Below are 20,230 nucleotides of genomic sequence, written 5' to 3'. Positions count from 1 at the left end.
TCGCGCCCGGCCGCATCGGGGCCGAATTCCTGCGATGATCCTGGGAAAGTCACCCCGAAAGGCCGGGTCCGCCATGACCGATGGCAGCTACATCCGATACGTCGCCCTGGGCGACAGTCAGACCGAAGGCGTGGGCGACGGCGACGACTACACCGGGCTGCGTGGTTGGGCGGACCGGCTGGCCGAGCGCCTCGCCCACGACAATCCGGGCGTGAGCTACGCCAATCTCGCGGTGCGCGGCAAGCTGGCCCGCCAGATCCGGACCGATCAACTGGCCGCCGCGGTCGCCATGCGACCGGACCTGGCCACCGTGCTCGCCGGGATGAACGATCTGCTGCGGCCGAACTTCGATCCCGACGAGATCATCGGCCATGTCGAAGTCATGTTCGCGGCGCTGACCGAGGCGGGTGCGAAGGTCGCCACCTTCACCTTCCCCGATGTCGGCCGGATGATCCCGCTGGCGCGACCGCTGCGTGGCCGCATCGTCGCACTCAACGACCGGATCCGGGCGGCGGCCCGGCGCTACGGGGTGATCGTGGCCGAAACCGCCGACCACGCAGCGGTTTACGATCCGCGCCTGTGGAGCCCGGATCGGCTGCACGCCAGCCCGCAGGGCCATCAGCTCATCGCCGACTCGCTGGCGCACGCGCTGCGGTTGCCCGGCAGCGACGACAGCTGGACCCGGCCGCTGCCGCCGCTACCGTACGAGCCCAACGTGCTCAGCGAGCTCGCGGCCGAATTCCGCTGGGCCGGAACCGCACTCAGCCCGTGGGTGATGAACCGGATCCGCGGCCGCTCCTCCGGCGACTACCGCAAGCCCAAACGTCCACTGCCACTGCCGGTCCGGCTCAGCGGGGACCTACGGGTCACACGTTGACGCCGTAGTCGCGGGCGATACCGGCCAGCCCGGAGGCGTAGCCCTGCCCGATGGCGCGGAACTTCCACTCCGCGCCGTTGCGGTACAGCTCGCCGAACACCATGGCGGTCTCGGTCGAGGCGTCCTCGCTGAGGTCGAAGCGGGTCAGCTCGGCGCCGGTGACCGCGTCGATCACCCGGATGTAGGCGTTGCGGACCTGCCCGAAGGTCTGCCGCCGCAGCTCGGCCTCGTAGATCGACACGGGGAAGAAGACATTGGTGATGGTCGGCGGCATGGCGGCCAGGTCGAGGTTGATCACCTCGTCGTCGCCGTCGCCCTCGCCGGTGAGGTTGTCGCCGGTGTGCTCGATGGTGCCCTCCGGCGAGCGCAGGTTGTTGTAGAACACGAAGTGCTTGTCGGACACCACCCGCTGATCCGATCCGGTGGCCAGCGCACTGGCGTCGAGATCGAAATCCGCGCCGGTGGTGCCGCGCACGTCCCAGCCGAGAGCGACGGACACCTTCGTGAGATTCGGGGCCTGCTTCGACAGTGAGACATTGCCGCCCTTGGCCAAGCTGACACTCATCGACTTACCTTTCCGATCCGATCGTTGACTGCACGCCCCATCGTCCTCGCCCGGGCGGATGTCGGCCACCGAATCCCGCTCGCGCACAGCCGATCCGTCGGGGTGCCGCGGGTCGAGGCGGTCGCACTGGTCGGCGAGCACGCCGATGCGGCGTTGCAGGGCCAGCAGCTCGACCAGATCGCGATTCAGCGCGCCCGGGCCGGACCGCGCGATCGCGTTCACGGCCTCGGTGTGCGCGTCGAAGACCGCCGCGCGCAGTCGATCCCCCAGGTCCGGACGGACCGGAACCTGTCCAGTTTGCGGCTCCCCCCTACCGAGCGTCACCACTCGAATGTACCTGTCCGGCAGGGCCTTCCGCGCAATCTGCGAAACTCGTCCAAATTGGACAATATTGCCCGATTGTCTCGTGGTGAGACTGTCGTTGACACTCGTTCCCCCGCCGGGAAATGGTGAGGTCACGCCCCTTCACACACGTTCGGAGCACCGCGATGCCGACCACCTCACCCGACGCCGTCGACCTGTTCGACCCCGCCCACCTCGACGATCCGTACCCGCTGCTGAGCCTGCTGCGCGAGCGGTCTCCGGTGTACCGGGTGCCGGGCACCGACTTCTTCGTGGTGACCTCGTGGGATCTGGTGACCGAGGCGGTGAGCCGGGTCGGCGACTTCTCCTCGCACCTCACCGGTGCGCTGCTGCGGCAGCCCGGCCGCCCACCCGCCACCTTCGACATGGACGGCGGCGGCCAGGCCGTGCACGTACTGGCGACCGCCGACGACCCGGACCACCTCACCCAGCGCAAACTGGTGCAGCCGCTGCTGGCCAAGCGGATTCGCGGACTCGGACCGACCGTCGAGCAGCTGGTGGACCGGCTCTGGAGCGAGGGCCTGCGCGGCGACCGCATCGACTGGGCCACCGCGATGGCCGACCGGCTGCCGCTGGCGCTGATCGCCGATATCGTCGGCCTGCCGGATGCCGATGTGCCGCAACTGCTCTGCTGGGCCTACGACAGCACCGAGATGCTGGGCGGGGTGGTGGAATCCGAGCGTTTCACCCAACTCGTCACCGCCGCCGCCGAACTCGCCGGGTACCTGCACACCGCCTTCACCGCCGCCCGCCGCGAACCGGGTGAGGATCTGCTCGGCGTGCTGGCCCGGGCCTGCGCGGCCGGGGAGATCACCGATACCGCGGCGGTGCTGACCCTGGTCCAATTGGTCGGCGCGGGAGGGGAATCCACGGCCGGGCTGATCGCCAACGCCACCCGGATCCTGGCCACCCGCCGCGACCTGCAGGACGAGCTGCGCCGCGAACCGGCACTGCTGCCCGCCTTCCTCGACGAGGCGCTGCGGCTGGAATCGCCGTTCCGCGGCCATCATCGGCACGTGACCGCCGATACCGAGCTCGGCGGCGTGACCTTGGCCGCGGGCTCGCATCTGCTGCTGATGTGGGGTGCGGCCAATCGTGATCCGGCGCGCTTCGACGATCCCGGCGCCCTGGATCTCGATCGCCGCAGCGGCGCGAACAATCTGGCCTTCGGGCGCGGCATCCACTTCTGCATCGGGTCCGCGCTGGCCAAGCTGGAGGCCACGGCGGCGCTCACCGCCCTGCTGGACCGGACGACCGGTTTCGAGCTCGTCGAAGATGCACCGCCGCAGTGGTTTCCGAGCATTTTCGTGCGCCGCCACACCGCGCTGCCGCTGCGAATCCACTGATCCGGCAACCGCCCGGCGATTCTTGCGCGCGTCGCCGGTCGCACCGGCCGCGCTCACGGCATGATCTTGGTCGATCGGGGGGCTCAACGCTGTGACGACAGAAAAGGGGTTCCGCTCGTGACTACCGTGTTCCGCCGCATCGCCCTGATCGCCCTGGCCCTCGGAGTGTCCGGGGTGCTCGCCGCACCGGCCGGCGCGGATCCCGCGCCGCAGCGCATCACCCTGGACTACACCAAGGGCCACTGCGGGCAGACGACGCTGATGGCGCATTCGTTCGTGCCGACCACGCTGGAGATCACCACCTCCAACAACTTCACCGACGACGCCAAGATCGATATGCAGGGCAACCGGACTCCGCTGCCCGACACCTACGGCGCGGTGACCACCAAGGTGGACCTGGGCTCGCCGATGCCGGGCGCGATCCCGTTCCAGGTGTCCGGCTCGGAGTGGCCGGGCAGCGCGGGCACCGGGTGCAGCGGCTGGATCATCATCGCCTGAGCGGATTTACGCGAACAGCCCCGGACCGGGTGGTCCGGGGCTGTGTCGTCGGTGCGCTACTTGCCGTGCGCGCGAAGCTGATACAGCCCCTCGGTCTCGGCGACCACCACGCCGTTGGCGTCGGTGACGACGGCCTTGAGTGTGAAGTCGGCCTTGCCCTTGGTCTCCGCCTCGTCGGCGATGCGGGCGATCTCGTCCTCCGACAGGCTCGCCTCGGCCCGCACATCGGTGGCGGCAGGCTTGCGGAAGTAGATGTGCAGGTCCTTGACCAGCGGGAAATACTTGGCGGTGTCGAAGCTCGCGATGGCGATGGCGCCACCGAGGATCTCCGCGACGGTGAACAGCACACCGGCGTACATGACGCCGAAGTGATTGCCGTTGCCCTCGACCGGCACCGTGGTGGCCGCGAATCCGGGCCGCACCTCGGTCGCCTGTACACCCATCTTGTGCGCGACCGGGATGGTGAATTCGAGTCCACCGTTCACCAGCTCGCTCAACGGCGGGGTGTCGTTCGCCATGCGGACCTCCTCGTCCTTCTTACTGACATGCTGCCAACAACGTGAATCATCCTTGCAGATCGGGGCTCACCGCAACTCCGTGAGCCTGGCCACATTCGAGCAAACCCATTCCATGTCACGTCTAGTATGCAAGTCGTGTCCAAGCCATTCACTGCCGCCGAGCGGGCCTATCGCGAAATCAAAGAACGGATCCTCACCGGCAGTCTGCCCGGCGGGGAACTGGTCAGCGAGAACGAGATCGCCGGTGAGCTCGGCACCTCTCGCACCCCGGTCCGGGAAGCGTTCCTGCGGCTCGAGACCGAAGGCTGGATGCGGCTCTACCCCAAGCGCGGGGCGCTCATCGTCCCCGTGCCCTCGCATGAGGCCGAGCACGTCGTGCACGCGCGCTACATCGTCGAGACCGGCGCGGTGCGCGCGCTCGCCGAGGTCGCCCGCGCGGGCCTGGTGCCCCGGCTGCGCGAATCCCTGCACCGGCAGCGCACCCTCGCCGATGCGGGCGACCTCGACGAATTCGCCATCGTGGACGCCGATTTCCACCGCGAGTACGTGGTGGCCGCCGACAACCCGCTGCTCATCGGCTTCTACGACTCGCTGCGCGAACGCCAGCGCCGGATGAACAGCGTCGCTCTGCATCGCGGCGAGACCCACACCGATCGAATCATCGAGCAGCACACCGCACTCACCGACCTGATCGAAGCCGCCGACGCCGCCGGTTTCGCCGACGCCCTCGCCCGGCATCTCACCGATGTGCACGGCGTGACCCCGAGAGGACTGTAATGGCGACGCTGACACAGCTCGGCGCACCCGCGCGCAGCACCGGCACCCATCCCGCGGCCTGGCTGGGCGTGGCCGCCGCCATCTACGCGATCGCCTGGGGCGGAAACGAATTCACGCCGCTGCTGGTCATGTACAAACGCGACGGCCTGCCCGTCACCACCGTCGATCTGCTGCTGTTCGAGTATGTGCTCGGCATCGTGCCCGCCCTGCTGATCGGCGGCCCGCTGTCGGACCGCTTCGGCCGCCGACCGCTCATGCTGCCCGCCCCGCTGATCGCGGCCACCGGCTCGACCCTGCTGGCCTTCGGCGCGAGTTCGGTGCCGATGCTCTCGGCCGGACGCGTGCTGTGCGGCGTGGCACTGGGCCTGGCGATGGCGGTGGGAAGCAGTTGGCTGAAAGAACTTTCGCAACCGCCGTTCACCGGCGACACCGCCTCCGGCACCGGCGCGCGCCGCTCGGCCATGAGCCTCACCGGTGGTTTCGGCATCGGCGCGGGCGTGGCCGGCGTGCTGGCGCAGTGGGCGCCGTGGCCGGACACCCTCGCCTACCTGATCAACGTGACGCTGTGCCTGCTGGCCGCACTCTGGCTGTACCGGGCACCGGAAACCGTTGCGCGACAGCAGCATCCCGGCCGACTACTCGACGACCTGAAGGTGCCCGCGGCCGCGCACCGCCGCTTCCGCACGGTGGCGCTGCCGCTGTCGCTGTGGCTGTTCACCTCCTCGGCCGCCGCCTACGCGATCATGCCGACCCTGATGATGCCGAAGGTGCACGGCGCTCCGATCGCCTTCTCCGCCTTGGTCACCGTGATCACCCTGGGGTGCGGCTTCGCCATCCAGTCCGTGGCCCGCCGCCTCGACCGCCCCGGCACCATCCGGCTGCCCGTGCTGGCTTTGACTCTCGTCATCACCGGCATGCTGCTCGCCGTCGCGGCCTCGGCCACCCTGACACTGTGGCTGACCGTCCTGACCGCGATCGCCCTCGGCATGGGCTTCGGCATCGGCCTGGTCGCCGGTCTCCTGGAGATCGAGCGCATGGCCCGTCCCGACGACCTCGCCGGTCTGACCGCCGTGTTCTACGCGGTCAGCTACCTCGGCTTCGGCGTCCCCGCCGTGATGGCCGTCTGCCACGACGGCACCGGCGTCGGCTACCCGGCCATGTTCGCCGTCCTGGCCGCCGCCTGCGTGCTGTGCCTGGCTGTCATCACCCGCGGCCGCCGCGGCTGAAATCCCTTTCGCCGCAGCGGAACAGCCCGTCGGTCAGGTCAGGTGGGTCTCGAAGAAGCTGAAGATGCGACGCCAGGCGTCCTCGGTGGCCTCCTCGTTGTAGCCGAGGCCGGTGACCCGCAGCAGTGGATCGGCGGGGGTGACATTGGCGAAGGAGTGGGTGACACCCGGGTAGGTCTTCACATCGTGCTCGACGCCGTATTCGCTCAGTACCCGTTCGAGTTTGGGGCCGCGGCGGGGGTTGGCCGGGTCGAGCGCGCCATAGCTGGCGACCACCGGGCAGGAGCCCCGCAGGAAGTCCGCGTAGTTGCCGCGGCCGGAGGGGTAGAACGGCGCGGCGGCGTCGAAACCCTTGGGCGCGACCAGCAGTGCGAAACCGCCGCCGAGGCAGAAGCCGACCACCGCGATACCGCCGGTGCAGTTCGGGTCGGCGGCCAGGTGCTCGCGCGCGGCGAGAATATCGGCGACGGTGGTGCCGTCGCGGTTGGTGAGCAGCTCCCGCAGCACGCTCGGCACACATTTGACTCCGCCGCGTGCGAACAGGTTGGGGGCCACGGCCAGATAGCCGTTGGCGGCCAGGCGGTCGGCGGTGGCGCGGACGTCGGCGCTCATCCCCATGCCGTCGTGCAGGACGACGACGCCGGGCCACGGTCCCGTGGTGGCCGGGGTCGCCAGATAGGCGTCGATATCGCCGTTCGGTGTGGTCAGTTGGATCGTGCTCAACGTTGAGCCCTCCCTCGTGGATCGAACTGTCCCCGCAGCCTAGCCTGTCTGGGACACTCACGCTCGCGCGTCGCAGTTCGACTCGCGCTGCGCGGGATGGTTGCCGGGGTCGCGCGCGCGGGGAACAGTGGGGTCGGAATGGATCGCCCATCCCGCATCGGCAGAGGAGAACACTCGTGCGTTTCGGCATCTTCGTCCCCCAGGGCTGGCGGCTGGATCTGGTCGGCATCGACCCGGCCGCCCAATGGGGAGTGATGCGGGACCTGGCTCAGCGGGCCGACACCGGCGACGCCTGGGAGTCGATCTGGGTCTACGACCACTTCCACACCGTGCCGGTCCCGACCGAGGAGGCCACCCACGAGGCGTGGTCACTGGTGTCGGCGTTCGCGGCCACCACCTCGCGCATCCGAATCGGCCAGATGTGCACGGCCATCAGCTACCGCAACCCGGTGTACCTGGCCAAGGTCGCCGCCACCGCCGACCTGATCTCGGGCGGACGGGTGGAGATGGGTATCGGCGGCGGCTGGTACGAGCACGAGTGGCGCGCGTACGGGTACGGATTCCCCTCCGCCGGAACGCGATTGGGCCGTCTCGATGAGGGTGTGCAGATCTTCAAGCAGGCCTGGACCACCGGCAAGGCCACCCTCGACGGCAAGCACTACCAGGTCGACGGCGCGATCGTGCGCCCGCTTCCATTGCAGGAGGGCGGTATTCCGCTGTGGATCGCCGGTGGCGGCGAGAAGGTGACGCTGAAGATCGCGGCCAAGTACGCGCAGTACACCAACTTCGCGGGCGACCCGGAGACTTTCACCCGCAAGTCGGAGCTGCTGCGCGGGCACTGTGCGGCGGTCGGCACCGATTTCGACGCCATCACCCGCAGCTCGAATTTCAACACCCTGATCGGCGCGACCGAGGCCGAGGTACAGGAGCGGCTGACCGCCCTCGAGGCGCGCCTCACCCCGTTCCTCGGGGCGGACGCGGCCGAACAGCACGTCAAGGATCTGTTCCGCGACTCCCCCGCGGTCGGCACGCCGGAGCAGGTGGTCGAAAGGCTGTCCAAAGTCAAGGATCTCGGCCTCGCCTACTCGATCCACTATTTCCCGGAGACCGCCTACGACACCTCGGGTGTCGAGCTGTTCGAGCGTGAGGTCATTCCGGCGCTGCGCTGAGATCGGTTGCCGGGTAAGGGAAATGTCCGCCGGATCGGCGGCAGTGGGACGACACCCGGTGCGCGGTAGGGCTGTTCGGGGGAAGCACCCGCACAGCCCGCCCGGGCATCCTGACGCCGGATCCGGCGAACCGCCGAAAGGTCTAGCGGGGCACGGTCACCGGGTCGACGCACGAGGTGAGCGGGTCGACCAGGGAGCAGTCCTTGGGCGCGCGGGTGGGCCGGTAGTCGGCGGGCACGCCGCTGTCGCGGGTGATCTCGGTGTAGGCCGGGACCGCGTCGGTGGGGCGGCGGGTCAGGGTGGGGTCGGTCAGCACGTCGACGGTGTAGAGGCCGAATCGCGGTGTGTAGGAACCCCACTCGTAGTTGTCGGTGAGGCTCCAGTAGTTGTAGCCGATCACGTTCATGCCGTCGGCCTTGGCGCGCTGCATCCAGTAGACGGTGTCGCGCAGGTCGTCGGCGCGGGTGTAGCCGTCGGCGCGCGGCTTGCCGTTCTCGGTGGGCATGCCGTTCTCCACGATGTAGAGCGGCTTGCCGGGGTAGGCACGCGAATAGTGTTCCAGCGCATAGTAGATGCCGTCGGGCTGTAGCGGATTGGTCCACAGGTCGGTGGTGATCGGTGAGCGCAGCGCGTCCGGGGACAGGCCGTAGTAGTAGTCGATGCCGATGAAGTCGAGCTTGGCGGCGATCTTGCCGATCAGCGGGCCGTTGAGGGTGTCCTCGGCGACCGGGATGTAGGCGACATTGCTGGTGACCATCGCGCCCGGCTGCACCTGGTGGATGTAGTCGTAGATGGTGTTGTGCGCCTGCGCGATCCGATCCTGCATGACCGGGATCGAGGTGGCGGGCAGGTTGCCCAGGCGCACCTCGTTGGCCATGTACATGGCGGGCTCGTTGAAGGTGACCCACAGCGGATTGCCGGAGGCGTAGCGGTCGACGATGGTGCGGGCGTTGGCCAGCCAGTCGGTGACCATGTCCGGGTGGTTCCAGCCGCCGCGGTCGGCCTCCCAGCCCGGGTACACCCAGTGGTCCAGGGTGAGCATGGGCCGCATTCCGGCGGCCTCGATCGCGCCGATCACCTTGTCGTAGAAGCGAAGCCCGTCCTGATCCCACACGCCCGGCTGCGGCTGCACCCGCGCCCACTCGATGCCGATCCGATAGACCTTCACGCCCAGGTTCTTCGCCAGCTGGATATCCGACAGATAGTTGTCGTAGAAGTCGATCGAATCGTGGTACGGGTCTTGGGTTTTCCCGGAGGCGGCGTAACGCGACCAGTTGCTGTCCGGCGCATGACCCTCGGACTGGAAGCCGGAAGCCGCGACACCCCAGAGGAAATCGGGGCCCAGCCCGGCCAGCTGTGCGGGCGGCTCCGGCCGTGCGAAGGCGGGCGCGGAGCCCATGGTCACGGTGGTGGCGGCGGCGAGCACGGCCAGGGCGAGGGTGCGGCGGCGGAAGCGCATAGCGAAAACCGTACATTGCTCGGTTTTTGCTGGCAAGAAACTCTTAGAGAGTGCTTACACTCTTCCAGTGGCGAAACGAGGTCCCTACGGCAAAGGCATCGAACGGCGGGAGCAGATCCTGGAGGCCGCCCTGCGCACCATTGCCGAGCGCGGCTTCCTGGCGACCTCGGTCGCGGAACTGGCGGAGGCCGTCGGTCTGAGCCAGAGCGGGCTGCTGCACTACTTCGGTTCCAAGGAGGAACTGTTCGTCGCGGTGCTGCGCAAGCGTGACGAGATCGACATGGCCGCCATCGGCGACCCCACCCCCGCCGGGCTCATCGAGATGATCCGCCGCAATACCCAGGTGCCCGGGCTGATCGAACTGTTCACCCACATGCAGGCCGCGGCCGCCGACCCGCGGCACCCGGCCCACGAGTACATGCGTCAGCACTACGAGCGCGGCACGGCGGGCTTCGCCGAGCTGCTGCGCGGCCTGCAACGCGAGGGTCAGCTGCCGCAGTCGGTCGACCCGGTGGTGATGGCCACCGCGTTCATGGCGCTGTCCGACGGCCTGCAATCGCGGTGGCTCATCGACCCTTCCACCGATATGGCGTTCCTGCTCGAACAGTGCTGGGCCCGCTTCGCCGGAACCGACGTGCCGGACTAGCCGATCCACGCGGCGACGGCGATGAACACGCAGATCAGCACGAACAGGATGCCCATCAGCGGCGCGATGAACTTCACGTACCGGTCGTAGCGCACCTTCGCCAGGGCGATGCCACCGGTGACGACCGCGGTCGTCGGGGTGACCAGGTTCGCCCAGCCGGACGCCGACTGCCACGCCGTGACCACCAGGGAGCGCGGCACATTCGCGAAATCGGCGAGCGGGGCCATCACCGGCATGGCGAGGGTGGCGTGCCCGGAGGTGGACGGGATCAGGAAGGCCAGCGGCACGTTCACCAGGAACACCGCCACCGCGAACACCGCCGACGAGGTGCCCGACACCACGCCTTCCAGCGCGTGCAGCACGGTGGAGGTGATCTGGGTGTTGTTCATGATCACCGTGACGCCGCGGGCCAGCACGATCACGATGCCCGCGCCCACGAAGTCGCTGAAGCCCTTGCCGATGTTCTCCGACATCTTGCCCTCGCCCAGCCCGCCGACCAGGCCCACCACGATCGCGCCGACCAGGAACAGCGCGGTCAGCTCCGAGAAGCTCCAACCCAGTTCCCAGGCAAAGGGTTTCGCGCCCTGCCCCTTGATCACGGTGCCCCACGGGATGATCGCGAAGATCATGAACGCGAAGGTGAGGCCGACCAGCCACAGCACGCCGACCTGGCGGCGGGTCATCGGATCCGGCTCGTGGTCATCGGCTTTCACGTCGCGGTCGCCGGGTTGCCAACCGGACCAGGACTTGTCGGGATCGGCCTTGACGCGGCGGCCGTACCAGACCACATACCCGATGGTGACCGCGGTCAGCACCACCAGCATGATCAGCCGCAGCACGATGCCGTCGCCGAGCGCGACACCCGCTGCGGAGGAGGCGGTTCCGGTGGCGAACGGGTTCACCGTGGAGCACAGCACGCCGATGCCCGCACCGGCGATGATCGCGCCGACCGCGGTCATCCGGTCGTAACCCAGGGCCAGCGTCAAGGGGACCAGCAGCGCGTAGAAACCCAGGGTCTCCTCCGCGAAGCCCTCGACCGTACCGGCGACGGCGAATACCACCATGATGCCGACGATCAGCAGGAACGAGCGGTTACGCAGCTTGAACGCCAGCCGCCCGATACCGCTGTCGAGTGCTCCGGTCGCGAACGCCACGGTGATGAACGCACCGACCGCGAGCACGAACATGAACACCGCGGCCGCACCGTAGAGCGAACCGGACATATCCGGGGCGACCTGCCCGGTCTTGTCGTCCTGGACGCCGTAGAGCCCGTTGATCGGTGCGAGGAACAGGTCCCGCACCCGGGTGCCGAAGCTCTGGGCGTTCTCGATGCGGTGGTAGGAGCCCGCGACGGGATGCCCGTTGGCGTCGTAGTCGTAGACGCCGGGCGGAATCACGAAGGCCGCCAGCCACACCGCGACGGTGACCCCGGCCAGGATCGTGTAGGTGGACGGGAACGACCGCTTCTTCTTCTCGGGTGCGGGTTCCGGGGTGGTGTCGACCGTCGCTGTCTCGCTCACTTGCGCGTTCCGTTCGCGAAGAGTTGGAAGAACTCGGCCTCGGCGAGGGCCACATTGCGCAGTTCGCTCACCAGCACGCGCTCGTTGAAGCCGTGCATATTGCATTTGGAGTCCTCGACGCCGAGCATCAGCACCTCGGAGCCGGGGTTGGCGGCGGCCATCGAGTTCGTCAGCGGGATGGAGCCGCCCATGGCCGAGTTCACCGCGTCGACGCCCCACGCCTTCTTCATGGCCGCGCTCATCGCGGAGTAGGCGGGACCCGTTGTGCCCGCGGCGAATCCGGTGCCGACGTCACCACCGGTGACCTGCAGGTCGATGCCGAACGGCTTGACCTTCCTCAGGTGCTCGATGACTGCGCGCTGCCCCTCGACGGGATCCTGCTCGGGGTGCACGCGCACGTTCAGGTAGGCCTTGGCGTACGGAACCACCGCTGACGCAGCGGTTTTCGTCGCGGGCGCGTCGAGCCCGATCACCGTGATCGCCGGGCCGTACCAGATGCGTTCGCCGATGGGGCCGGTGCCGATCAGCGGCATGCCCGGCTCCATGCCGGTGGCCTCCGCGAATTCCTGGTCGGTGTAGTTCGCGCCCGTCCACTTGTCGCGGCGCAGTCCCGCAACCGCCACATTGCCGTCGGCGTCGTGCAGGGTGGCCAGCGCGGCGACCAGGGCCAGCAGCGCATCCGGTGCGGCTCCGCCGAATTGGCCCGAGTGCACCGGGGCGGCCAGGGTGCGCACCTCGACGAACACGTCGGCGACGCCGCGCAGCGCGGTCACCAGGGTCGGCTGCCCGGCCCGGATGTTGCCGGCGTCGCAGATCAGCAGCGCGTCCGCCTGGAACAGGTCGGGCCGCTCGGCCGGGTAGTCGTCGAAGACCGACCCGAACTCCTCCTGCCCCTCGATTACGATGGTCACGCCGACCGGCGGCTTCCCGCCGAAGGCCCGCAGCGCCCCGATGTGCGCCACCACATTCGCCTTGCAGTCCGCCGCCCCGCGCCCGTAGATGGCCCCGTCCTTCTCGGTCGGCGTGAACGGCGGTGTGTTCCACAGACTTTCGTCGCCGGAGGGCTGCACGTCGTAGTGCCCGTACAGCAGCACCGTCGGTGCGCCCGGCGGCGGTGGGATCCGGCCGTACACCACCGGCGAGGTATCGGGCAGATTCAACACCTGGATCTCCCCCACCCCTGATTTCCGCAACTCCTCCGCAACAAGATCGTGCGCCCGCTGCACATTCTCCTTGGGATAGTCCGGGAACGCGATCGATGGTATCGAGACCAACTGCTCCAACAGCCCTTTCAGCTCGGGCATGAGGCCGTCGACAGTGCCGCTCAGGTCCTGGCGCAGATCCATGACGGTATCGAACCATCCATCCGCCCGAAATCAGCGAATATCGAGCGACCCAATGTCGGAATGGCGGTTCACCGGCTGCCGCTCACGGTCACAGCGCAGGTCAGGGTCGAGGTGGCCAGCGAGATCACCGTCACCGCCCAGCCATTGGAAGTGACCCGCGCGGTCAGCAGCGCGACCGCGACGAAACACAGCGACGGCAGGCTCGCGGCCGCGAACAGGGTCCGCGACAGCAGCGCCGACACCGACAGGCAGCCCATCGAGAACCGTTGCACCGCAGCCGATCCGGTCCGCGACTGCCGACCGCAGTCCGCGTCGACCAGCGGCTCGGGCCGCCGGTCGCGTTCCAGGATCCGGCCGTAGAGCCGCACGAGTATCTCCGGCAGCCCGAGACCCAGCTCCCGGGCGCGGGTCGCGGCGAGCCGAAGCACGAATTCGCCGTCACCGGGCACCGGATGGCTCAGGAGCTCATCGAGAATCATCCCGTCGATGGCCTGCTCCCGGGTCAGCAGGCGGTCCCCCAGCCAGCTCAGCTGCCAGCACCCACCGTCCACCAGCGGGTGGCGGTGCGCGGTCTCAGGGGTGATGTCACTGGTGATCAACCAGTCGGTGATGCGGAGCGCCATGACCTTACGCTTTCTCGAAATCCTGGTGGGATACCGAAAAATCTACGAATCGGACCTGGTGTCATCCATCGAATTGCCTGCTGTCCCTGGCCATTTGCCGCGAACATCCGGTCGGCGCGCAACACGGCCCCGGGTCATCGGATGTCTGGTCCCGGGCACTGCCACGAAGTAGGCTTTTTCGACACACTCTGAGCCTCGGGGCGGTGCAGAAGGCTGTGACATGACACCTGTGAATCCGGTCGGCGAGCCGATCGGCGCGATGATTCGCCGACTGCGCAAGGAACGGGGCCTGACCCAGAAGACCCTCGCCGAGAAGGCGAAATGCTCACGCAGTCAGATCCAGCAGATCGAGAGCGGCACCCGGGTCCCGCAGCTGTCGCTGCGCGAACGCCTGAGTTCGGCTCTCGGCGTGGCCCTTCCCGCGACCGGCCGCGTGACGCTGCCGCCCGGCACGGCCGACACCGGGGCCGACGCCCTGCGCATGCGGTTCAACGTCCTACTGGGCCGAGATCCCGCCGTGGCCGAACGTGCCTTGCAGGTGGCTCAGACCCTGATCGACGCGCAGGCCGCCGGGCCGGAGCTGGAGCCACTGCGCACGATCGCCGTGCGCCAACTCGATCGCGCCGAAGACGTACTGGCCCAACTCCCTTCACGCAGTGTGCGGGTACAGGAGTGGAACACCGTCACCGACTGGTGCACGATCCTCGGCCAGGTCACCACCTCGGTGCGAATGACTCACGTGGCGGGCCTGGCGGCGCTGGGCGGCGAGGCGGGCGACGAATACCACGCCGCCCTGACCGATCTCGCCGCCCGCACCGGCCCCGCGCACCTGGACATCCGCCGCATCTACGTCCTCGACTCGGTGACCGAATTGTGGCCCTACGACGAGAGACTGTGGCGCCTGACCCGCGCGGGCATCCAGAACCTGGTCGTCCAGCGCGCCCACGCCCCGAACGCACACGGCATGCTCCTGGTCGACAACCGATTCGTGGTCCTGGGCGAATACGATAACTTCCGCGAAGCCCGCCTCTCCACCCGCTTCTCCGCCCTCACCCACGACGTCGACTACCACGCCGAGCGCTTCGAACGCCTGCACGACCTCCGCCGCCGAGGGCGGGCCATCGCGGTCAACGAATTGCTCACCGCCCCACCGCTGTCGCGCTTCGCGAGGCTCGACGAGGGCGACTGCCGCGAGCAGTTCCGCGCCGCCCTCGAGCATGCCTGGAACGAGATCTCGAACAACTGAAACGACCGGGCCCGCCTCGTACAGGGAGCCGCTGCTGCGGTTACACGATCAGGAGAGCACGGGGTAGTTGCTGCGGAACACGTTGGAGGGGTCGCGCTTTCGTTTGATTTCACGCAGCCTGTTCAGTGTGTCGGCCGGGAAGGCGTCGGCGGCACCGCGGCCCGGCGACAGGAAGGTGAACGGCGTCCGGGAGCCGAGATTCGGGCCGAGCGCCGAAAGATGGCCCTGGACACAGGTGTTGACGGCCTCGGCGTCGGTGGCGAGGGACAGGAAGTCGATCTGATACGGCTCGGTGAGGGCCCCGGCGGCCGTGTCGCCCCCTCGGGTGAACGCTCCACCGAAATGGCGGATCTGCACGGCTGTCAGCGGGGCCAGCGACGTGGCGGTCAGATGCTCGATCACGTTGTCGTCGATCCCGGTCAACGGCGCTGCCCGGCTGATGGTGGTGCTCGGCGTGGTCGGCTCGGCGAGGATGTCACCCAACGAGGCGACCGAGATCATGGCGCGCGTGTCCTGTACCCGCCACCCGATCTGATCGAACGGCCGCAGCAGGGCTTGCCCTTCGGCTTGGTCGCCGAGGAAAGTCGCGTAGACGTACACCATGGGCGGAAGCACCGAGATCTGCATGAGCTGCACCCACACGGTCAACTCGTCGGGGGCCGATGCGGTGACGTCCCGGAAGGCCGCGAGCACCTGCGGTGCCAGTTGGGCGGGCCACAGCATCTGGCCGCCGTAGACCGCGGGTGCGGGATGTAGATCGAATTCGACTGCCGTGACCAAGGCGAAGTCACCGCCGCCGCCACGCAGGGCCCAGAACAGGTCGGGCTCGGAGTCGGCGGCGACTCGGACCTGGTTGCCGTCGGCGTCGACGATGTCGAAGGCGGTCACGCTGTTGGCAGCCCATCCGAATTTACGACCGAACCAGGGCAGACCGCCGCCGAGGCTGAATCCGACCACGTTGATGGCGGCCGAACTTCCTGCCAGCCCGGTCAATTGGTGCGGTCCTGCCTGCTGCTGCACCTGTGCCCAGGTGACGCCCGGCCCGACGCGCGCGGATCGAGCGTCCGGATCGACTCGTGCCTCGCCGAGTTGGGCGGGGCGCACCAGGATGGTTCCGTTCACGCCCGGCGCGGCACCGTGGCCGCTCGGCTGCGTGGACACCGCCACTCCCGCGCGCCGCGCATACCGCACCAGCGCTGCCGCGTCGTCGGCATCGGCGATCTCCACCACCCCGAGCACCGATTGATCCACCGCGCGGTTCCACGGCAGCTGTGCCTGCGCGAATTCCGCGTCGCCGGGCAACAGCACCCGGCCACGCACCGCCGAGCGGAGTTCCTCGTCAACGGCGCCCTGTGCGGCCGCCGGTCCGGCGACGCTCGAATACGCCGCCAGAGCCGCGGACATCGCCAGCCCGCCGCTCACCCCGAAGAAACGCCTTCTGTCCATCCCGAACTGCGTGCTCATGCCGCTGTCCCGCCCCCTCGAAGTCATTGCCCCCGTGCCCTTCTCGATGTTTCGTACGTTGCCGCTACGCGTCGAGCTCCAACTCGACCCACAGTAAGCATCGGCTGATAACTTGTCCAGAGCCGGACCGATTCCACCGGTCGAGCGGTTGCTGCAATCCCTATCCGTATGCGACGCAGGTGGGGTCGGAGAGGACGGTGCGGCGGGCGAGGACCAGGGCGCCGGAGAGGATTCCGTTGTCGCCGAGGGTGGCTGGGGTTACGCGGAGCATCACGGCGGGGGCGAGGGTGCGGCGGCCGGAGAGGCGGTCTTCGATGGCCGGGGACAGCCAGGGGAACCATTCGGCGAGTAAGCCGCCGAGGATGATTTCTTCGACGTCGAGGAGAGCCGTGATCGACAGGATCGCCGCGCCCAAGGCTCGTGCCGCAATGGTCGCGGCTGCTCGGGCCTGCTGGTCACCGCCTCTCAGTCGATTGCGGAATTCGGTGGTTGCGGCACGTAATCCGTTGTGATGCAGCAGGTCGCGGAGTCCGGCGGTGGCGAGGACGGCTTCGGGGCCGGCGAAGGTCACCAGGCAGCCGCGGGCGCCGCACACGCATTCCGGTCCGTCCATCGCTACCGGGATGTGGCCGGGTTCGCCCGCGATGCCGTGAGTGCCGGTGTGGATGCGGCCGTCGAGCACGACGCCGCCGCCGATGCCGGTTCCCGCCTCGATCAGGACCAGGCCCCGGGGCTTCCGTTGCAGGGCATGGAATTCCGCGAGGGCCGCGGAGTTGGCGTCATTGATCACGGCGATCGCGACACCCGCACCGGGCCGGGCCCGCTCGGGGTCTCGCGCTTCGGGCCGCGCGGCCAGTGCCGCCGCGACCAGCTCGCCCAGTCGTACCGGACTCAGCCAGCCGAAATCCGGTGCGACCATGACTGTTTGCGCGGCGTCCTCGCGGACCGGACCGGCCATGGCGATCACCGCCCGCACCAGGATCGGCCGCGGTGCCGCGGCGTGAGTCGACTCGTCGCCGGATTCCGCTGTGGCCGAGAGTTTTCCACAGCCCTCCACAGCCGCGCGGGCAATGACTTCGGCGATGGCGGCGGCCATGGCTTCCGGGGTGCCCGGGGCGAGGTGGTGGGGCACGGTGTCGCGCCAGATGATTTCGCCGGAGAGGTCGGCGACGGCGATGCGGAGGTCTTCGGAGGTGACCTGGACGGCGGCGACCGCGGCGCGGGTGGGGATCAGGCGCACGGGGCGGATCGGGCGGCCGCGGCCGCCGCTGCGGTGGGCGTCGTCCTCGGCTACGAGGCCCCGGTCGGCGAGGTCGGCCACCAGCGCCGTGACCGAGCCGTGGGCCAGGCCGGTGGCGGCGGCCAGCTCGGTGCGGGGGGTGGGGCCGTGGTCGGCGAGGTGGCGCAGGACCAGGCCGAGGTTGCGGCGGCGGATGGCGGCGGCGTCGGTGGGAGCGGGCGGGGGTGCGGGTTCCACGGGTCGAGACTATGGTGTCGAGTAATTATTTCAAGTATTGACGTAAATTCGGATCAGAGGTTGGCATGGCAGCGGGACAGTTCGGACGGCGGACCCTATTCCTCGGAGCGGGAGCGTTGGCCTTGACCGCCGCCTGTTCCAGCGGGACGTCCGGGTCCGCGAAGACACGCCGGGACGAGGTGGTCACCACGGCCTCGGGGCCGGTGCGGGGTGAGTTGCGCGACAGCGGGGTGGCGTTCCGGGGCATCCCGTACGCGCAGCCGCCGGTGGGCGATCTGCGCTTCGCCGCACCGCAGCCGCCGCTGCCCTGGCAGGAGACCCGCGACTGCACCAAATACGGTCCGACCGCGCAGCGCAAACAGCTCGCCGAGGTGACCGCGATCCCGGAACCGTCGATTCCCGGCGACGGCGTCCTCAACCTCAACGTCTTCACGCCCCGCACCGACAAGAACGCGAAACTTCCTGTGCTGGTGTGGATTCACGGCGGCGGCTTCGTGGCGGGCAGTGCGGCCAGCCCCTGGTACGACGGCGCGTCCTTCAACCGCGACGGCGTGGTGGTGGTCTCGATCGGCTACCGGCTGGGCATCGAGGGCTTCCTGCATCTCGACGGCGCACCCGACAATCGCGGGGTCATGGACTGGATCGCCGGACTCGGCTGGGTTCGCGACAATATCGCGGCCTTCGGCGGCGACCCGGCCAAGGTGACGGTGGCCGGACAGTCGGCGGGCGGCGGCGCGGTGTGGGCGCTGATGGGCGCACCGTCGGCGAAAGGCCTTTTCCGCGCGGGTATTTCGGAGTCGGGCGCGCTCACCCAGCCCAACGACCGGGGGATCGCGCAGGCCATGTCGGCGCTGTTCACCAGCCGCACCGGCAAGCCCGCCACCGCCGCCGCGCTGCGCGACCTGAGCAAGGACGATTTGCAGACGCTCGAGGACAAGCTGCGCGCGCCCGGCCCGGACAGCAGTCCCGCGCTACTGCTGGGCCTGGCCCCCTTCGCCGACGGCACCCTGATCCCCGAGACCAGCACCGACATGCTGAAAAACGGTGCGGACGAGAGCATTCCGCTGCTGCTCGGCTTCACGGCGCAGGAGTTCAACGGCGCGGCCCTGAGCGGCGACACCCCCGCCGTGACCGACGCGACGCTGCCCGCCGCCCTGGGCGCGCTCGGTTTCGATCCCGCGAGCGCCACCGCCTTCCACACCGCCTACCCCGGCCTGAATGCCAATGAGCTTGCGGGACAGGCTCAGAGCGATGCCGTGCTACGCGGCCCCGGCTACCGGGTGGCAGAGGATCGCGCGACCCGCAATCAGCCGACCTGGCTCTACGAATTCACCTGGGCCTCGAAAGCGCCCAAGTTCCAAGGCATGTCGTTCCACTGCCTGGATATCCCGTTCGCCTTCGATCTGCTCGGCGCGCCGGGCGTCACCGCCGTGGCCGGGGACAATCCGCCGCAGGCGCTGGCCGACGCCATCCACAAGTCGTGGGTGGCCTTCATCGCCGACAGTGACCCGGGCGCGGGGTGGCCCCGCTACACTCTCGACCGGCGCGAAACCATGATCTGGTCCGACGCTCCGCACCTCCAGTCCGATCCGTTCGCCGCGCAGCGGTCGATCTGGCTGCGCTGAAACCGAGGGCTACCGTGTAGCTATACGAGTCGATACGGATTGGTGGTTGGGCATGCAGGGAACACACCGGTGGCTGGCTCCGGCCGCGGTGGTCATCGCCTTCGGCATGTCCAGCACGCCCACCGCGCAGGCCGATTCCGACGACTCCCAGCCCACTCTGGGCGGCGGCTCGGGCCTGGTGTTCGGCGGTTCGACCAAGTGCAGTCTGACCACCATCGGCTACGACGCGGCCGGCCGCCTGGTCGGCTTCACCGCCGGGCACTGCGCCGAGCCGGGCACGCCGGTGCAGGCCGAGCAGTCCCCCGACGCGGGCACGATCGGGGTGGTCCGCGATGGTGACGAGGAACTCGACTACGCGGTAATCGAATTCGACGCGAGCCGGGTGGCACCGGTGCGTACGGTCAACGGCACCACCATCGCCGGATTCGGCGCCGCACCGGATGCCGGAAATGTGGTGTGCCAGAACGGCCGTACCAGCGGGCACGCCTGCGGCATCGTCTGGACGTCGAGCCCGGTCGGCTTCATGGAGCAGGCCTGTTCGAGCTACGGGGACTCCGGCGGCCCGGTCACCCTCGGCGATCAACTGGTCGGCATGATCTCCGCGCCGCTGTTCACCGACACCCGCAATACCCGCTTCAGCTGCACCGATACCTCGAACCCGGTGCACTCCCCCGTCATCGCGGTCGCCTTCGACACGGTGCGGGCGGCCGTCGACGCCGGTAAGGGCGTCGGCAGCGGCTTCCAGCCGATCTGACCGGCGGC

Annotated in this window: 19 protein-coding genes; 10 read left to right on the top strand and 9 right to left on the bottom strand. The window is 68.8% G+C overall.

Going from position 1 to position 20,230, the window contains the following annotated elements:
* Window positions 1-73: 73 nt before the first annotated feature.
* Complete coding sequence (locus OG300_RS39395; RefSeq protein ID WP_405490075.1) at window positions 74-877, top strand: SGNH/GDSL hydrolase family protein; 804 nt, start codon at window positions 74-76, stop codon at window positions 875-877.
* On the opposite strand, the gene OG300_RS39390 is transcribed toward OG300_RS39395, so the two are convergent.
* Window positions 867-1,442: a TerD family protein gene (locus tag OG300_RS39390; protein WP_405498840.1), complete on the bottom strand. Its 576-nt coding sequence runs from the start codon at window positions 1,440-1,442 to the stop codon at window positions 867-869. The two genes, OG300_RS39395 and OG300_RS39390, sit on opposite strands and share 11 nt — an antisense overlap.
* Window positions 1,443-1,930: 488 nt before the next feature.
* Between OG300_RS39390 and OG300_RS39385 the strand changes: the two genes are divergently transcribed.
* On the top strand, window positions 1,931-3,151 hold the full coding sequence (locus tag OG300_RS39385) for a cytochrome P450 (RefSeq protein WP_405490073.1): 1,221 nt from the start codon (window positions 1,931-1,933) through the stop codon (window positions 3,149-3,151).
* Window positions 3,152-3,268: 117 nt separating this feature from the next.
* Entirely contained in the window at window positions 3,269-3,649 is a 381-nt protein-coding gene (locus OG300_RS39380; protein ID WP_405490071.1) for a hypothetical protein, read from the top strand.
* 56 nt (window positions 3,650-3,705) lie between these two features.
* Here the strand turns inward: OG300_RS39380 and OG300_RS39375 are convergent, their stop codons facing one another.
* A complete protein-coding gene (locus OG300_RS39375; protein WP_405490069.1) occupies window positions 3,706-4,167 on the bottom strand; it encodes a PaaI family thioesterase in 462 nt (153 codons plus the stop codon).
* A gap of 126 nt (window positions 4,168-4,293) precedes the next feature.
* Between OG300_RS39375 and OG300_RS39370 the strand changes: the two genes are divergently transcribed.
* Window positions 4,294-4,944 (top strand): GntR family transcriptional regulator, encoded by a 651-nt coding sequence (locus tag OG300_RS39370; protein ID WP_405490067.1) that lies wholly within the window; start codon window positions 4,294-4,296, stop codon window positions 4,942-4,944.
* Complete coding sequence (locus OG300_RS39365; protein ID WP_405490065.1) at window positions 4,944-6,170, top strand: MFS transporter; 1,227 nt, start codon at window positions 4,944-4,946, stop codon at window positions 6,168-6,170. The genes OG300_RS39370 and OG300_RS39365 overlap by 1 nt, the downstream gene beginning before the upstream one ends.
* 33 nt (window positions 6,171-6,203) lie before the next feature.
* Here OG300_RS39365 and OG300_RS39360 read toward each other — a convergent pair whose 3' ends face one another.
* Window positions 6,204-6,893 (bottom strand): dienelactone hydrolase family protein, encoded by a 690-nt coding sequence (locus OG300_RS39360; protein WP_405490063.1) that lies wholly within the window; start codon window positions 6,891-6,893, stop codon window positions 6,204-6,206.
* Between the two features lie 176 nt (window positions 6,894-7,069).
* Here OG300_RS39360 and OG300_RS39355 point away from each other — a divergent pair, with 176 nt between their 5' ends.
* Window positions 7,070-8,062, top strand: coding sequence for an LLM class F420-dependent oxidoreductase (locus OG300_RS39355; RefSeq protein WP_405490061.1), 993 nt, complete (start codon window positions 7,070-7,072; stop codon window positions 8,060-8,062).
* 142 nt (window positions 8,063-8,204) lie between these two features.
* Here the strand turns inward: OG300_RS39355 and OG300_RS39350 are convergent, their stop codons facing one another.
* Complete coding sequence (locus OG300_RS39350) at window positions 8,205-9,521, bottom strand: family 1 glycosylhydrolase (protein WP_405490059.1); 1,317 nt, start codon at window positions 9,519-9,521, stop codon at window positions 8,205-8,207.
* Between the two features lie 67 nt (window positions 9,522-9,588).
* On the opposite strand from OG300_RS39350, the gene OG300_RS39345 reads away from it, so the two are divergent.
* Window positions 9,589-10,167 (top strand): TetR/AcrR family transcriptional regulator, encoded by a 579-nt coding sequence (locus OG300_RS39345; RefSeq protein ID WP_405490057.1) that lies wholly within the window; start codon window positions 9,589-9,591, stop codon window positions 10,165-10,167.
* Here the strand turns inward: OG300_RS39345 and OG300_RS39340 are convergent.
* The 3 genes from OG300_RS39340 to OG300_RS39330 form a co-directional block, all read right to left on the bottom strand.
* Window positions 10,164-11,687 carry a YfcC family protein gene (locus tag OG300_RS39340; protein ID WP_405490055.1) on the bottom strand — a complete coding sequence of 508 codons (1,524 nt, stop codon included), beginning with the start codon at window positions 11,685-11,687 and terminating at the stop codon, window positions 10,164-10,166. The genes OG300_RS39345 and OG300_RS39340 overlap by 4 nt on opposite strands.
* Window positions 11,684-13,033, bottom strand: a complete 1,350-nt coding sequence (locus OG300_RS39335; protein ID WP_405490053.1) for a M20/M25/M40 family metallo-hydrolase — start codon at window positions 13,031-13,033, stop codon at window positions 11,684-11,686. Before OG300_RS39335 ends, OG300_RS39340 begins: the two co-directional genes overlap by 4 nt.
* Window positions 13,034-13,101: 68 nt before the next feature.
* Complete coding sequence (locus OG300_RS39330) at window positions 13,102-13,656, bottom strand: hypothetical protein (RefSeq protein ID WP_405490051.1); 555 nt, start codon at window positions 13,654-13,656, stop codon at window positions 13,102-13,104.
* A gap of 220 nt (window positions 13,657-13,876) precedes the next feature.
* Between OG300_RS39330 and OG300_RS39325 the strand changes: the two genes are divergently transcribed.
* Window positions 13,877-14,902 (top strand): helix-turn-helix domain-containing protein, encoded by a 1,026-nt coding sequence (locus tag OG300_RS39325; protein WP_405490049.1) that lies wholly within the window; start codon window positions 13,877-13,879, stop codon window positions 14,900-14,902.
* A 48-nt stretch (window positions 14,903-14,950) separates the two neighbouring features.
* Here OG300_RS39325 and OG300_RS39320 read toward each other — a convergent pair whose 3' ends face one another.
* Entirely contained in the window at window positions 14,951-16,366 is a 1,416-nt protein-coding gene (locus OG300_RS39320; RefSeq protein ID WP_405490047.1) for an FAD-binding oxidoreductase, read from the bottom strand.
* Between the two features lie 160 nt (window positions 16,367-16,526).
* Window positions 16,527-17,843 carry an ROK family protein gene (locus OG300_RS39315; protein WP_405490045.1) on the bottom strand — a complete coding sequence of 439 codons (1,317 nt, stop codon included), beginning with the start codon at window positions 17,841-17,843 and terminating at the stop codon, window positions 16,527-16,529.
* A gap of 122 nt (window positions 17,844-17,965) precedes the next feature.
* Between OG300_RS39315 and OG300_RS39310 the strand changes: the two genes are divergently transcribed.
* Window positions 17,966-19,468, top strand: a complete 1,503-nt coding sequence (locus tag OG300_RS39310; protein ID WP_405490043.1) for a carboxylesterase/lipase family protein — start codon at window positions 17,966-17,968, stop codon at window positions 19,466-19,468.
* A gap of 52 nt (window positions 19,469-19,520) precedes the next feature.
* On the top strand, window positions 19,521-20,222 hold the full coding sequence (locus OG300_RS39305) for a hypothetical protein (RefSeq protein ID WP_405490041.1): 702 nt from the start codon (window positions 19,521-19,523) through the stop codon (window positions 20,220-20,222).
* The last annotated feature ends 8 nt before the right edge of the window (window positions 20,223-20,230 follow it).

Origin of the sequence: Nocardia sp. NBC_00511 (assembly GCF_045161165.1) — a bacterium.
GTDB lineage: Bacteria > Actinomycetota > Actinomycetes > Mycobacteriales > Mycobacteriaceae > Nocardia.
The sequence above is the reverse complement of the archived record's forward strand: the minus strand, read 5'-3'. Positions and strand labels throughout refer to the sequence as shown.

Coding starts and splice junctions, on each gene's coding strand:
- OG300_RS39395 (WP_405490075.1), top strand. CDS start 74: ATGACCGATGGCAGCTACATCCGATACGTCGCCCTGGGCGACAGTCAG.
- OG300_RS39390 (WP_405498840.1), bottom strand. CDS start 1,442: ATGAGTGTCAGCTTGGCCAAGGGCGGCAATGTCTCACTGTCGAAGCAG.
- OG300_RS39385 (WP_405490073.1), top strand. CDS start 1,931: ATGCCGACCACCTCACCCGACGCCGTCGACCTGTTCGACCCCGCCCAC.
- OG300_RS39375 (WP_405490069.1), bottom strand. CDS start 4,167: ATGGCGAACGACACCCCGCCGTTGAGCGAGCTGGTGAACGGTGGACTC.
- OG300_RS39370 (WP_405490067.1), top strand. CDS start 4,294: ATGCAAGTCGTGTCCAAGCCATTCACTGCCGCCGAGCGGGCCTATCGC.
- OG300_RS39365 (WP_405490065.1), top strand. CDS start 4,944: ATGGCGACGCTGACACAGCTCGGCGCACCCGCGCGCAGCACCGGCACC.
- OG300_RS39350 (WP_405490059.1), bottom strand. CDS start 9,521: ATGCGCTTCCGCCGCCGCACCCTCGCCCTGGCCGTGCTCGCCGCCGCC.
- OG300_RS39335 (WP_405490053.1), bottom strand. CDS start 13,033: ATGGATCTGCGCCAGGACCTGAGCGGCACTGTCGACGGCCTCATGCCC.
- OG300_RS39330 (WP_405490051.1), bottom strand. CDS start 13,656: ATGGCGCTCCGCATCACCGACTGGTTGATCACCAGTGACATCACCCCT.
- OG300_RS39325 (WP_405490049.1), top strand. CDS start 13,877: ATGACACCTGTGAATCCGGTCGGCGAGCCGATCGGCGCGATGATTCGC.
- OG300_RS39320 (WP_405490047.1), bottom strand. CDS start 16,366: ATGAGCACGCAGTTCGGGATGGACAGAAGGCGTTTCTTCGGGGTGAGC.
- OG300_RS39305 (WP_405490041.1), top strand. CDS start 19,521: ATGCAGGGAACACACCGGTGGCTGGCTCCGGCCGCGGTGGTCATCGCC.